Origin of the sequence: Microvirga ossetica (genome assembly GCF_002741015.1) — a bacterium.
GTDB classification, from domain to species: domain Bacteria; phylum Pseudomonadota; class Alphaproteobacteria; order Rhizobiales; family Beijerinckiaceae; genus Microvirga; species Microvirga ossetica.
In genome coordinates, this window is the sequence record NZ_CP016618.1 from 503109 (window position 1) to 516052 (window position 12944).

Annotated in this window: 13 protein-coding genes and 2 pseudogenes; 8 read left to right on the top strand and 7 right to left on the bottom strand. The window is 62.0% G+C overall.

Going from position 1 to position 12944, the window contains the following annotated elements; genetic code table 11:
• Positions 1-11: 11 nt before the first annotated feature.
• The 7 genes from BB934_RS36920 (at position 12) to BB934_RS36950 (ending at position 6154) form a co-directional block, all read left to right on the top strand.
• Complete coding sequence (locus BB934_RS36920) at positions 12-392, top strand: transcriptional regulator, SarA/Rot family (protein ID WP_237050555.1); 381 nt, start codon at positions 12-14, stop codon at positions 390-392.
• Positions 393-472: 80 nt separating this feature from the next.
• The gene (locus BB934_RS36925; RefSeq protein WP_099514706.1) at positions 473-856 is read left to right on the top strand and encodes a VOC family protein; all 384 of its coding nucleotides are present in this window, start codon (positions 473-475) and stop codon (positions 854-856) included.
• 777 nt (positions 857-1633) lie between these two features.
• Positions 1634-2767, top strand: coding sequence for a catalase family protein (locus BB934_RS36930; RefSeq protein WP_099514707.1), 1134 nt, complete (start codon positions 1634-1636; stop codon positions 2765-2767).
• 56 nt (positions 2768-2823) lie between these two features.
• Positions 2824-3459, top strand: coding sequence for a hypothetical protein (locus BB934_RS36935; RefSeq protein ID WP_237050556.1), 636 nt, complete (start codon positions 2824-2826; stop codon positions 3457-3459).
• A 55-nt stretch (positions 3460-3514) separates the two neighbouring features.
• The gene (locus BB934_RS36940) at positions 3515-4885 is read left to right on the top strand and encodes a Dyp-type peroxidase (protein WP_099514708.1); all 1371 of its coding nucleotides are present in this window, start codon (positions 3515-3517) and stop codon (positions 4883-4885) included.
• Positions 4886-4932: 47 nt separating this feature from the next.
• Positions 4933-5688 carry an SDR family oxidoreductase gene (locus BB934_RS36945; RefSeq protein WP_099514709.1) on the top strand — a complete coding sequence of 252 codons (756 nt, stop codon included), beginning with the start codon at positions 4933-4935 and terminating at the stop codon, positions 5686-5688.
• A 76-nt stretch (positions 5689-5764) separates the two neighbouring features.
• Entirely contained in the window at positions 5765-6154 is a 390-nt protein-coding gene (locus tag BB934_RS36950; protein ID WP_099514710.1) for a cupin domain-containing protein, read from the top strand.
• 203 nt (positions 6155-6357) lie between these two features.
• Here BB934_RS36950 and BB934_RS36960 read toward each other — a convergent pair.
• The 4 genes and pseudogenes from BB934_RS36960 to BB934_RS36975 form a co-directional block, all read right to left on the bottom strand.
• Positions 6358-6744 (bottom strand): annotated as a pseudogene (locus BB934_RS36960) (transposase); the annotation flags it as partial.
• 572 nt (positions 6745-7316) lie between these two features.
• Positions 7317-7460 (bottom strand): hypothetical protein, encoded by a 144-nt coding sequence (locus BB934_RS47890; protein WP_210422182.1) that lies wholly within the window; start codon positions 7458-7460, stop codon positions 7317-7319.
• Between the two features lie 435 nt (positions 7461-7895).
• On the bottom strand, positions 7896-8201 hold the full coding sequence (locus BB934_RS36970; RefSeq protein WP_099514712.1) for a hypothetical protein: 306 nt from the start codon (positions 8199-8201) through the stop codon (positions 7896-7898).
• A 515-nt stretch (positions 8202-8716) separates the two neighbouring features.
• On the bottom strand, positions 8717-9283 hold the full coding sequence (locus tag BB934_RS36975) for a TetR/AcrR family transcriptional regulator (RefSeq protein ID WP_099514713.1): 567 nt from the start codon (positions 9281-9283) through the stop codon (positions 8717-8719).
• Positions 9284-9566: 283 nt separating this feature from the next.
• On the opposite strand from BB934_RS36975, the gene BB934_RS36980 reads away from it, so the two are divergent.
• Positions 9567-9725, top strand: a complete 159-nt coding sequence (locus BB934_RS36980; RefSeq protein WP_237050557.1) for a helix-turn-helix domain-containing protein — start codon at positions 9567-9569, stop codon at positions 9723-9725.
• Between the two features lie 1064 nt (positions 9726-10789).
• On the opposite strand, the gene BB934_RS36985 is transcribed toward BB934_RS36980, so the two are convergent.
• The 3 genes and pseudogenes from BB934_RS36985 to BB934_RS37000 all read right to left on the bottom strand — a co-directional run bounded on the left by BB934_RS36985 (position 10790) and on the right by BB934_RS37000 (position 12736).
• Complete coding sequence (locus BB934_RS36985) at positions 10790-10975, bottom strand: hypothetical protein (protein WP_099514146.1); 186 nt, start codon at positions 10973-10975, stop codon at positions 10790-10792.
• Positions 10976-11646: 671 nt separating this feature from the next.
• Positions 11647-12201 carry a hypothetical protein gene (locus tag BB934_RS36990; protein ID WP_099514714.1) on the bottom strand — a complete coding sequence of 185 codons (555 nt, stop codon included), beginning with the start codon at positions 12199-12201 and terminating at the stop codon, positions 11647-11649.
• 185 nt (positions 12202-12386) lie between these two features.
• A pseudogene (locus tag BB934_RS37000) lies at positions 12387-12736 on the bottom strand (extensin family protein).
• Positions 12737-12944: the final 208 nt, after the last annotated feature.

A 12944-nucleotide genomic window follows, 5' to 3' on the forward strand; every position in this document is an offset into this window, starting at 1 on the left:
CGTGGCAGTTTGTGCCGATTACCATCGTCGACAAATCAGCTCAGTCTTGGCCAAGTTGCCTATCGACGACAGCCATCGACAAGCCTCCGGACTGGCGTCGGATCGCCACTCGCGACGACAGCAGCGGTCACAGGCTCGAGCCCAGCACGATCACGCCCGCTGTGAAGCGACTGGAAAGCGCAGGCTTTGTTGCCCGGCAGCGCAGCGCCTCGGATGAACGCCAAGTCCAGGTTCATCTCAGCAAGAAGGGCCGCGATCTCCACGCGATGACGGGGTGCCTCACAGAGGCGCTGTTGCGCCACTCCGGCTTCACGGTGCCGGAGATGATCGAGCTGAACCAGAAGGTGCACTTGCTGCGTGACGGCATGACAAAGGCACTGGCGGATACCTAATTCGTGCCTTCGTTGATCATCCTATAAGACGTCTACTCGGAAATTCGCATGCATCGTCGCCGGCATGATAGGATGCCTGTATGAGGGTTCATGCGCTGGATCACATTGTCCTCGCTGTTCACGACGTGGCGCGTACGCGCCGCTTCTACGAGCGGGTTCTGGGGATGGAGTCGAAGGAGGAGCGTCCTGGCAAGTGGTCGCTGCATTTCGGAGCCCAGAAGATCAGCCTGCAAGATGCCAAGGCCTCGCCGGGCATTGCCCGTGATACCGTTCCAGGAAGCGGAAACTTCTGCCTTCTCACCGACGCGCCCATTGACGAGGTCATGGTGCATCTCGAACGCGAGGGTGTTGCTGTCATTGATGGACCTGGCGAGCGTGCCGGCGCGACAGGAACCCTCGTGTCAGTCTACTTCAAGGACCCGGATGGCAATCTGGTTGAGGTTAGTAATTACATTCAATTGTGAGCTATGGAAATACTCGACCGGTAGCAGGCGCAGCGCGGAGCCTGGAGGCATCCGAAGCACTCCCTCCTGACCTCGCTATCCTCAGCCACCGCACGCGGGATATCCGTAGTTAAGCGATTTCACCGCAGCGAAGGCGGTTTTGCCTCCTCAATGGCCCATTGGCCCTGCCTGCCGTGCGGAAGCGGCACGACGCACCATGTCCTGCGGGTCTTGCTGGTAAGGAACCGGCCGCATCCTCAGCCTCTGCGAGCGTGCCAAAACAGACGTTCAACATGGATCACCCCGGTGATGAAGCCCCACCCTGATCGTCCAAACCTCCGGGGAGCGGCATGGTTCACCCTGGCCCGGGCTTAACCGTGCTTCTGGGACTGATATCACGGCCGGAGGGGACCTTCCGAATGCCGGATCGCTTCCGCAAGGGGTGTAGGCAGGAACAATCCTGAAGGCTCCCAGGAACTCTACCGGCCTTCACCGCGGCCTTGCCATGGCCCGAGCGAACTTACTGGCCCACCATGACCGCTCAGCACCGTCACCGAGAGCCCTGCACAAGGTCATGCTGAGCGCATCGTTGAGTGCGGCCCCTCGCTCGAACAGGATCAGGCCGAGCGGGAGGGCAAGTACGAACCGGCTCGCCCGCGGCTCCGCAGTTCCGGTGCCGGCATTTCGGCCGCCAGGAGGCGGCCTTTTTCATTTCGCGGGCTCCCATGGCACGGCCTTTTGTGCTAAGAATGAGGCCTTCTCAGTGGAGTTGAACCCGAACAGGCGAGGAGTCGCCTCATGATGGAGTTCGTCCGCTATAGTTCGGGGATCGAAGCCCCGGACCCCAACTTCGACTCGGCGCTTCACACCGTCCTCGAAGACCTCAGGCAGCAGGTGACGGCTTCGCCCAAGTTCGACGGCGGCGTCGCCGTGCGCAACGCGCATGCAAAGGGCTACGGGCTCGCACGGGGCGAAGTCGAGATCCTCGCCGACATTCCGCCGGAATATGCGCAGGGCATCTATTTGAAGCCGGGCCGGCACGAGGCGATGGTCCGCTTTTCGAACGGACAGCCGCATATCAACTCGGACAGGCTGCTCGGGTCGGTTTGCGGCATCGGGCTCAAGATCTTCGGGATCGAAGGACGCAAGCTCCTGGACGACGAGCCGGACAGCCGCACCTTCGACTATGCGATGATCAATTATCCGATCTTCTTCGCCAACACAGTCGAGCATTACATCTTCGTGCTGAAGATCGGCGCCCAGGCCAGCGCCCCGCCGCCGCCGACCGAGCTGCCGCAGGAGCGGCGGGCGCGGATCGCCCGCTTCCTGCACGACTTCATCACCGGAATGGGCACGCTGGAGCCCGAGAACTGGGCCTGGGAAGAGCTGGCCGCGCTCGCGCAGTTCGCGCAGATCCCGTTCGTCAACCTGCTGCTGTCGACCTATCATACGATGGGCGCCGTCCGGCACGGCGACCATGTCGCAAAGCTTCGCATCGCTCCGGACAAGGAATTCGCCGACCGCGTGGTTAGGCGGGCGCTCGATGTGAACGCGGCGCAGCAGGTCTTCCGGCCCGCGCTCGTGGCCGAGCTGAAGGAGCGGCCGTACGAGTTCGACATCCAGGTGCAGCTCTGCACGAACCTTTACGAGATGCCGATCGAGGACGTGACGGTGCGGTGGCCGGAGAGCCTGTCCCCGTTCGTCACCGTGGCCAAGCTCCGCCTGCCGCAACAGGACATCGGTGGCGACGACAATCTCGAGCGGATGGACGCGACGTCGATGTCGCCCTGGCGCGTGACCGAAGATCATCGCCCGCTCGGCAACATCATGCGTGCCCGCAAGGAAGTGTACCGCCTGTCATCGACCCTGCGCCACCAGCTCAACCATCAAACGCGAAAGGAGCCAGAGGATCTCGCTGAGGTCTTCGGGTAGGGGGCCGGCCGACGAGCATGCGTAGCGTTCCCACCCTCAACTGAAAGGAACCGCCGATGGCCACGATGGCACCTCCTCAGCCGACCGAGGTGATGGATCACCCGACGGCTGAGCGGAAGGACAAGCTCCAGGAGCTCCGCGAACTCTATGCGGAAGGATCCGAGGTCGGCCAGATCGCGCTCGAGAAGCTGATCGGACAGCTTGGGCACTCTGTTCGGCCGCAAGGCGAAATCTCCACGGCCGGCCGCACCGGACTGCGCCAGGGCAAGGTCTCCGAGCTGACCGTGATCGCGCCCTTCGCGCCCGGAGGCGCCAAGCGACTGCGGGCCTTGCTCAAGGCCCTCGGCGCCAATTTCGGCGATGCCGGGGAAAAGGTCGGGACCGTCCACGACATGCGCTTCGTGTTCTTCGACAATGACACGAGGATGCTGTTCGCGACCGCCTATGATGGAGACTGGGACCCGTACATCGACGATTTCGTCAGCAAGATCCCCGACGAACTCGACCTCGTGTTCAGCACGACGGAAAATTTCCCGGGTCTGCACACGCCGGGAATCAAGGACTGGATCGCCAAGTTCCAGATCACCGCTGAGGCGTGGTATGTCGCCAATCCCGATCTCACGGTGGCCGAAGCAAAGCGGCTCGAGCGCGTTGGTAAGGCGCTTGACGAATTCCTCGACAAGATTGCCTGACTGATCGTTCGCATGGGCGGGCCGGGACGGACCCGACCCACTGAAGGACTTTGCCATGGTGACACTGGAAAAAGGGGCCGGCGAGCGTGAATCACCGAGTTCGCCGACACTTGATTTGGATGACATCCAGGCGACGGTCCTGAGATACCGGCCGGAGCCCTATTTCGGCACGCACGTACTCCTGCGGGTTGACGATGTGCAAGGCGGCCGCGAGTTCCTGCGCCGGCTCAGCCCTCACATCGATTCCGCAGCCGGCTGGTGGAACGCGGGAGATGCCTGGCTCGGGGTTGGGATCAGTTATGCGGGGCTCGAAGCGCTTGGGCTGCCAGACGGGTCCCTGCAAAGCTTTCCCGAGGCATTTCGCGCCGGCATGGCCGCCCGCGCGGAGCAGCTTCGCGACCTTGGCGAAAACGCGTCTGGCAACTGGGACTTCCCGTTCGGCACGGGCCATGTCCACATCGGCGTTACGGCCTTCAGCGATACCGCGGCGAAGTGGCGCCGCACGGTCGCCGTTGCCCGCGAGCAGGCGATCGGCTTCTCCGGCGTCACCATCATCCATATGCAGGACTTCGGGGCGCAGCCGGGCAGTCTCAATCCGTTCGGCTACAAGGACGGCATCGGCCAGCCCGCGATCGAAGGCAGCGGCGTCGATCCGCTGCCCGGCCAAGGTCGGGCGATCAAGGCCGGTGAGTTCATCCTCGGCTATCCCGGCGAGACGGGCTTCGCCTATCCGATGCCGCAGCCCGACATGCTAGGGCGAAACGGCACTTACGTCGGTTTTCGCAAGTATCAGTCCCGCGTCGGCACGTTCAATCGCTTCCTCCAGGCGAACGCAGGCACGCCCGAAGAGCGGGAATTGCTTGCGGCCAAGCTAGTCGGCCGCTGGCGCAGCGGGGCGCCGCTGACGCTCGCCCCGGGCGCGGACGATCCGCTGCTCGGCGAGGACTCTCAGCGCAACAACGACTTCGATTATTCAACCGACGCGCGGGGACGGCAGGTACCGCTCGGCTGTCACATGCGCCGCATGAACCCGCGCAATGCGCGGCTCGCGCAACTGACCGACGTCAACCTGCACCGGATCATCAGGCGCGGCACGACCTATGGCGCGCCGTACGATCCGGACGCTTTGTCCGAGGAAGAGGATGAGGTGCCGCGCGGCGTCTATTTCCTCTTCATCAGCGCCAAGGCGATGGCCACGCTCGAATTCCTGCAAGGGGAGTGGATCAACGACGGGAACTTCGCCGGCGTGGGCGACGAGCGCGATCCGATGGTCGGGCTTCAGCCCGACGGTGCCGTGTTTTCGATTCCGCAGGCGCCGGTCCGGCGCCGGATCCACGGCATCGACACGTTCAATGTCCTTCGCGGAGGGGAGTATTTGTTCATGCCGAGCCTTTCGGCATTGAAGTGGATCGCGAGCCTTTCTTGATGCTTTCAAGCACCGCTCGCTTATTCATCGACAAGGGAGGGTAAGTCATGAAGATCGTCGTCATCGGCGGCACCGGCCTGATCGGCTCGAAGACCGTCGCCATTCTGCGCCAGGGCGGCCACGAGGTCACCGCCGCCTCGCCCCAAAGCGGGATCAACAGCATCACCGGCGAGGGGTTGAAAGAGGCCATGGCCGACACGCAGGTGGTGATCGACCTCGCCAATTCGCCCTCATTCGAAGACGGGGCGGTGCTGAACTTCTTCGAGACCTCCGGCCGCAACCTTCTCACAGCGGAGGCCGCGGCAGGCGTCCGGCACCATCTCGCGCTCTCCATCGTCGGAACCGACCGGACGCCCGACAATGGCTATTTCCGTGCCAAGGTCGCTCAGGAGAAGCTGATTGAGACCGCCGGCATCCCGTACACGATCATCCGCTCGACCCAATTCCTGGAGTTCCTCCGCGCCATCGCCGATTCAAGTGCCGATGGGAACAGGATCAGGCTGTCGCCCGGCCTGTTCCAGCCCATCGCGGCCGACGACGTGGCTGTCATCGTCGCCGATGTGGCGCTCGCCGCGCCGCGAAACGGCATCGTCGAGATCGCCGGCCCGGAACGAGCACCGTTCAACGAGATCGTCGCCCGCTATCTGAAGGCGGTCGGCGACCCGCGTGAGGTCGTGAGCGACCCCGAGGCCCGATACTGGGGCGGCCGGGTCGAGGAGCACTCGCTCGTGCCATTGGGCGAGGCGCGCCTCGGCCGCATCGGCCTCGACGAGTGGCTCCGCCGCTCACGGACGGCAGCCTGACCTGAGTCGGAGATAGGCCCAGGCCGCTCACCCCCTGGCACGAGCTGATTCAAGGCGACGAACGAAGGAGGCGACCATGACGATCAAACTCGTTGCATTGGTCCTGCTATGCCTCATGAGCGCCACGGCGATGGCTCAGGAGCCTAAGGTCACGTCGCTCATGTCCAAGGATCTTGCGGAGAATCCCGGCAGGGAAGTGCTGATGATCACGGTAGAGCATGCGCCCGGCGGGTCGAGCGCTATCCACCGACACAATGCACATGCGTTCGTTTACGTACTGGAGGGCTCCGTAGTGATGCAGCTAAAGGGTGGACAACAAGTAACACTGACCCCAGGACAGACATTCTATGAAGGTCCGGACGATGTTCATGTCGTTGACCGGAACGCAAGCGGTACCAATCCGGCGAAATTCCTGGTGGTCCTGATCAAGGACAAGGGGGCTCCGGCACTCGTGCCGGCAGAGTGACGGCTGGATCGGCAAAGCGGGTCGAGACTCCTTGTCGGGCACGGATGCCACGGCGTCAGCGCCAGCGGGACGCGGCCGGCCAAGCCCCTCGCGGTGATCCTGGTCGACACCAACGAGACGGAACCGACGATCCCATTCGGGAACTGAGGGGACAGCGCCATGGCGAGAACCTACCGTGACGTCGCGATCGAGGACATGCTGCCCAGCAGGTGAACAGGCCCCCCGGAGCTCAGACATGGCCTTGGTACCTCCAGGGTTTCGGCCCGCCGGCTCAGGGTTGAGTGATCTGGAACAGCCAGATCCAGACTCAGGAGTTCGAGGATTGAGCGAATCAGGCCTTCGGTTTGACGAAGCGCCAGCCGGAACACTGCCCGCAGCGTCAGGGCTGTTCGGATCGCCAGAGCTGAGTAATGCGGCTGACCGCCCGGTGTTGTGCGAGGCTCGGCCCGCCAGGCGGCAATCGCCTCCTGTGAGAACCAGACGGTGAGGCTTCCGCGCTGGCGCAGGGCCGCGTCATACTCCGCCCAGTTCGTGACCCGGTGCTGCTTGGGAATGCGGTGACGGCGAGCGGCATCGGTCTTGAACGGCACGGTCGAATCCGAGATCTGGAAGGCACCGTCCTTCTATGCGTTCCAGGCTCGGCAGCCAAATCGCCTGTCCATACAACAAGGCGGCGACGATGCCACCGTCACGGACATGTACTTCGCCACGGATATCTCTCCATGCTGCACAGAAAGCGGATCACTACGAACACCCTTCCTCAACGGCCGTCTCGCCCTGTGGATTGTCGATCAGACGCGAGTTGCGGAAGCGCCCTCAACCTCCCGAAGGCCTTGCGCGTTGCACACAACGATACCCAATCGGGCACTGCGGGGTATCTGCTGTTGGAACCCAAGCAGGGTCCAAGACCTCACCCAAAACGCATGAGCTACCCGCAGCAACATAACGGTCATAAGTTATCGGGCTGGTGTTGAGGACGATAGCACCTTCGGCGGAAACCAACTCTCGGGCCTGACGACAGACCATCCGCAAGGTCAGAGGATGGCTCTGGGCCAGTGCGCCAGAGCCAACGCCCATGACGACGATAGCAGCAACACCAGCTTCAAGTGTCTCATCGATGACCCTGCGAGATAGGCGCGCTCAGGCAGCACTATCAGGGTGGTCAAACCATCAGCGACAGCACTGTCGCACAGACATTCATGACCACCACAGCTCCGACCAGATACAGGGCAACGGGCGAGCGCGGCGCAAGGTCAACATCGGCCAGATCAGGGAAGGCCTCGTTGGAAAGCTCTCTGCCTCTCATGGTCATTGTCCATCTCTCCAGCCAGGGATGAGGCGCTAACGACCCAGAGAGGATGGCACTGTGCGACCATGTTGGCGGTGCGTTCCCGCACGCCGAGGAACAGGATCGTTGTCTCTTAACAGACTGAAAGACTTGGTGAATTGACCTGCCCAAGTGCCGGGATGACACTGCCTGTGGGCTGGGAGTTCATTGGTCCTCCCTGAAACTCAGGCTCCCTAGCGGGGCCTTTTCTTTGCCCAGGGCGACACATTCTGGCCATGGTTGGCCTCAGGTGTCCGCTGACATCTTGGCGTAAGACGTCGATGTGAGCGTTCTCAGACGCTTAGATGTTTGGTCCTGTCACGGCAAGGCCCCGGAAGACCTTCGCCATATCGGGCATCCGGAGCCTTCGCCATTTCGGCAAAAGCGCATCACGGAATTGAGGTGGGCGATCGATTAGCGCCCCTTGTCCGTCACTTTCCTGGCCTCTCGCACTCGAACCCTTCGGGCGGGCTCGGTAGGGTCATAGCCATAGCGCTTCCGAAACTCCTCTAACGTCTCCTCCCTGGCAAGGATTTGCCGCAGTTCTTCCAAGGCAGGGTGCCGGGAGTGGTTGGGGTCGGGCTTCGTCTTGCTCATGCGCGCGATACCTTTTGCTGGAGGCGCAAGATCGATTGCGAAGATGTGGCGAGTCAGTTCGTCACGACGGCAAACAAGCTCCCTCCAAAACCCTAACAAATTCTTCATCTTCTTTGTTGTCATCCGCCCTCAACATGAAAGGGATTGGCCTCCGTGCGGATGAGACAGCCGCCCGCAAATGGCGCGGACGGCCATTCATGGAATGGGATGGTCGTAACGAGCGTCCCATCAAAAAACCTGCCCGATATCGGAGCGGGGTTGATTATGTTGGAAGGCGAAGAGCCATAGTGAGGTGAGGCAAGCGAACGCTTTTCGCCGATTAAAGCGATGGTGCTCGGTAGAGTCCCACTCCGTCGATGATCAGCGAGTTAGCGTTCACCGGTGATGTTGGAGGGCTTCAGTATATTGAGAACCACATCGCCTCTTCTGCCAAAGCGCATTTAGACGACGGGGACCCGGTACAGTTGCCTCCGAGTGCAGGTGCATGACTGAGCCACCCACGCGGTACGGAGGGTGGGTGCCGCGCCTCCAATGCACCTTTTCCGCGTTGCATCTGCCTTGCTCAATCCGGTTCAACACCTAGGGCAGATGCTGTAACCGGGCAAAGCAGCGTCCCTGGTGGTGTCGCGCCTGAGGCGCTACTCAGCGATTCCTCTGCGTAACAGGCGGTCGACCGCTTGGACGACCCGCTCATGCTCTTCCTCCGAGAAGGGGTTGAGATCGTGCATCGCCAGGCTGTTCAGTCCCTCAATGGCCAGCCAGCCCACCAGCGCCGCGTCCAGATCGTCCGACGTGGCTTTCAGGTTCTCCAGGGTCGCCTTGATGACCTCGCGCACGGGATCAAGCAGGCGCGGGTTTTCGGCCGAGGCTGCCAGCATGCCGCTGGCGACTTCCTTCGTCCTGCCCTTGCGCAGCTTGAGCAGCGCTGCCGTGCACAGACGTGCTTCCAGGTTACGCCCGGGCTCGGCTTCGGCTCGGAGCGCCTCCCGCTCCGCCGAGACCTCATCGACGAGGCGCTGGATCATTCCCTGAAGCAGCGCGTCCTTGTTGGGAAAGTTGTAGAGCAGACCGCCCTTGCTGAGACCGGCCTTTTCGGCAACGGCATCCAGCGTCAGCCGTCCCGAACCGATCTCGCTCACAAGCTCGGCAGCCGCATCGAGAATTTTCTCGCGGGAACTCTTTCGGCCTCGAATAGGTCCCAACATCGCTACCCTTGCCCTAAACTGTCCGGCCGAGATACCCCCGCCATATCAGCGCGCGTCCTTCCGGCGTCAAGACGAGAGCATTACCGCGCGAACAAGGTCTCGGCGTTGTTCCGTCACGACGGCGAGGTCTGGTTTAGGAGGAATATGGCTGATCCCGTACTTGCAGTACCAGCGTACGTACAGCAGGACGATCTCGACCGGAAACCGGCGGCGTTGGAAGATCGACAACAGAGCGGCTCCTCGATTAGCCATCCGTCGCTACACTGCCAAAGTTAATGCAACGGTGCGGTTCCTGTCGCGTCCGCTGGTGACGGTGCCGCTCGAGGGTAAGCTACTCAAAATCACGCTCAAGGCCGTCGACCTGATGCTCGCCCAGTTGGGCGGAGCGCTGCCGCGCGAGCTCACCGGACGAACCCGCTCCAGAGCATGGGGCATCCTGTAGAGCCCGTATCCGGTCGACCTTCTCACGCTGATGATCTATTGCATCCCGGGTGGCTGGATGAAAGGCACGTCGCTCGGGATGGTGGGAGGCTCCCCTCAGGGGCATCACTCTCTGCCGGGCCAAGAGGATCGAGCGGCGGAATATCGGGCGCGGGCTCGGAGGCAGGAATATCCGACGGTGGCAGCGGCGGAATGTCGGGGTCAGGCATATCGGACATGGCTCACATCATTCGTTTGTCTGTTCCTCAGCAAATCGGTGAGCGGCATTGTCGGGCCGCATTGAGGCAAAGATCTGCCGATAAGCCAGCTCAGGATGGGCTTCAATCTGATCCAAGGTGGAACGCACGCGCCTCGGATGCAGATCACCGGAACGCTCAACATCGCTGGGGCATTGCCTCAAACCACGACCCACTCGTTTAGGGATGACAACAAGTATGTTCGACAATCTGCCCTCAGCGTTGCTTGCACTCTTCCTCGCCTTCTGTGTCCTTTGGCTGATCTGGCAGATGCTCCGGCGGCTCCGATCATCTCGCAGAAAGAGGCAAGAGCCCTACAGTGAAGTGCAGCCCGAGCCTCGCACGAGCCACATTGAGCCAGCCCCGCCACAGGTGGCAAGCACAATCTCCACCATTCCAGATGCGGCTGATGTTCTCGCCCTTAAAGCAGCCATCGACAATCTGGCACGGCAGGTTGCTGCCTTGGAGAAACGTCTGGCATCCGGACAAGTCGATCCTCAGCCAGCTTCGGCTTCACCGAGCATGAGGACCATTGAGCCGAGATCTGAGCTACCTGCTGTGGCGCCAGGCCATAGGATCTGAGGCAGGTTTGGCCGCTTGGCTGTAATTCGGCCTGGAACACAGACTCGGTCACCGGCTCGACCTCGACGTCTGAGGAGCGTTCGGATTTTGCTCAGACCAGGAGGGTCACGACCGCCGTCGGCTGTAACCCCTCTGATGGTGGCGGTTGGTCCGCAGCATCAACAGATTGCGCTCGTTCTGATACGGATCGCCGTTCCCAAGCTGATTCACAGGCAAAGCCTGTTCAACCCGCCACCCTTGAGGAGCCTCAGGCTGGCAGGAGGTCAGCTTCACGCACAATGCGCTGAACCGGTCCGCTTGCGGCTTTGATGCGGTAGAGCGGCTCGCCATCCGGTCCACTCGGAAGCTGGCGCAAGATCTCGTAGATCCCGGCATTCTCGAGAAGCTTCTCACGCGGCCGCACAAGCTGGCCGATCTGAAACCTGTGGTCCATGGCACTTCCTCCTGCTCCCTGGGCGTGGTTCTGCTGAGGCAGTCCGCTCCTTGATCAAACAACCAGATGGCTGTGCTCAACGTTCCTAATCCGGAGGGACAGTGCCTTGGACATGCCTCTAACTCTCGAAGCGTCTGCGCCAGCATTCCTTGCAGATCCCAGGAAGGCTCAGAAGCAGCACGCCAGCGGGTTCTGATGAGGAACCCCAAGCTTTTAACCTCTTCCTAATCCGGATCGCCGGATAGTTCCCCCGTGTAACCCGCCCTTGGGCAGATACCTTGGGCCTAATGGTTGAGCCCCCGCGAGTGTCACGTCGGGAATGTCTGATGAGCAAAGAACATCCTGCCGCCTATGCGATGGAGCTAAAATGGTCTTGGCGCGTAATCGTGCCTGTGCGTGGAAAGCTGACACCCAGGATATGTCGAGAGCGGTTCACCTGCCGGGCAGAAGCTGTCACCTGGATGGGCACAGCAGACGGTCAACGAGCAATAGCGTCTGTCCGAGAAGGTGAGGCGACACCTGTCGAGAAGCCGATCAGAGCTTCTGAAATAAAAACGGGTTTCACCCGGTAGCCTAGTTTCCAGGCACAGGTAGTGGTAAGAGTCTGACGGTACTGTCTGGGTGCCGCTGGCGGCCGCTCGCGACACACGCCGGTCCTTGCGGCGGCCAGCCTATCCCAGGCCATCTGGGCAGGGCGCTGCGGATGACCCACGAACTGGCCAGACGTAGCGCAGCTTCCCCTGCATCTCCGGCAGGGTGACGGTCACGTCGGGGCCGGTGACGAAGCCCGGTTTCTCCGGGACCACCTTCGGTTCGTCGGGAGCGATGAGAAGCGGGACGCTGAGGTGGAAGAGTCGGTTCTCGGGAGCGTTAGGGTCATCGGCCCGCCCGAGCGATACGGAGATCGAGGCCGAGCCGGTCAGTGCGTTGTCCCGCTCAGCACCGATCCGGACCCCGGTCAGGAGTTCGAACCTGACGTTGCGTCCCAGATCCGGCTCCCGCTCGAACTGCGCGTTCATCGCTGCCTTCACCGCATGACCGAGGGCTGCCTTCTCGGCGCGCGCTGCCGGCTCGGACTTGATGTTGGGCTGGTAGAAGTCTTCGGGCCAGACGGCGTACAGGCCCGCAAAAAGAACGATGAGGCAGGCGTACAGGGCAATGTACCGCGCGAGGATGCCGAGGATACGCCGCGATACCCCGCGGGGCAGGCGTGGGAACATCGGCATGATGGATGCCTCCGGATCGGTCGGATGCCTTGCCCGTGCAAGCGGGCTGCGCCCCTCGCCGCAGTTTATGACGAAGCGCTGGTTTTGCCACGGGACGCTGACAGCGGGGGAGGGTGCGACGGCGGGATCGTCGGTCTCGTGTCAGCCTCACCACCGACGGAATGCCTCCGGCAAGTGCGCAACGGCTACTGGCAGATGCGATAGCGGTCACTCGACCCGTGCTGCACATCCAGGTGTAGATGATCGGCATGGGCCGGGTCGGATCCTAGTCCGAGGGTCGTGGTGAACCAGCCGCAGGCGGCCGTGTGGACGGCCGCAAGGGCGGATCCGGAGCAGCCTCGCCCTCCGGCTTGACGCGCAGGGGCGACCCGTTCGCAAGCTCGAAACCCGCGATGTCGATGGCCAGTCCTTCTGCGTGGGCCGACAGCTTGCCGGTCTCAGCCCGGTTGCGATTGCGGCACTCAAAGCCCGGCCCCGTTTGGACGCTCTTCAATTCGGTGTTCAGGCTTCCGGCTACCACCGGCGCCACCGGCACCGTCAACTTAACGCTTTTACTTGATCTTGCCGGAGGCTTTACGGGAGCGGTGCTGCATTTTCAACAGTTTAGGCCGGCCGGAGGATAGCTTAAAGCGGCCGTTACTGAGTTAACTTGACGATGCCGAAAAAGACATCCCCATCCCGCGTCGGGTGTGGCAGAATCGGTGGTCAAGCTCGTTCCGGCCAGATCACGCGGACAATGATTG

Coding starts and splice junctions, on each gene's coding strand:
- BB934_RS36940 (WP_099514708.1), top strand. CDS start 3,515: ATGGTGACACTGGAAAAAGGGGCCGGCGAGCGTGAATCACCGAGTTCG.
- BB934_RS47890 (WP_210422182.1), bottom strand. CDS start 7,460: ATGAGAGGCAGAGAGCTTTCCAACGAGGCCTTCCCTGATCTGGCCGAT.
- BB934_RS36945 (WP_099514709.1), top strand. CDS start 4,933: ATGAAGATCGTCGTCATCGGCGGCACCGGCCTGATCGGCTCGAAGACC.
- BB934_RS36935 (WP_237050556.1), top strand. CDS start 2,824: ATGGCCACGATGGCACCTCCTCAGCCGACCGAGGTGATGGATCACCCG.
- BB934_RS36990 (WP_099514714.1), bottom strand. CDS start 12,201: ATGCCGATGTTCCCACGCCTGCCCCGCGGGGTATCGCGGCGTATCCTC.
- BB934_RS36975 (WP_099514713.1), bottom strand. CDS start 9,283: ATGTTGGGACCTATTCGAGGCCGAAAGAGTTCCCGCGAGAAAATTCTC.
- BB934_RS36970 (WP_099514712.1), bottom strand. CDS start 8,201: ATGACAACAAAGAAGATGAAGAATTTGTTAGGGTTTTGGAGGGAGCTT.
- BB934_RS36985 (WP_099514146.1), bottom strand. CDS start 10,975: ATGGACCACAGGTTTCAGATCGGCCAGCTTGTGCGGCCGCGTGAGAAG.
- BB934_RS36925 (WP_099514706.1), top strand. CDS start 473: ATGAGGGTTCATGCGCTGGATCACATTGTCCTCGCTGTTCACGACGTG.
- BB934_RS36930 (WP_099514707.1), top strand. CDS start 1,634: ATGATGGAGTTCGTCCGCTATAGTTCGGGGATCGAAGCCCCGGACCCC.
- BB934_RS36950 (WP_099514710.1), top strand. CDS start 5,765: ATGACGATCAAACTCGTTGCATTGGTCCTGCTATGCCTCATGAGCGCC.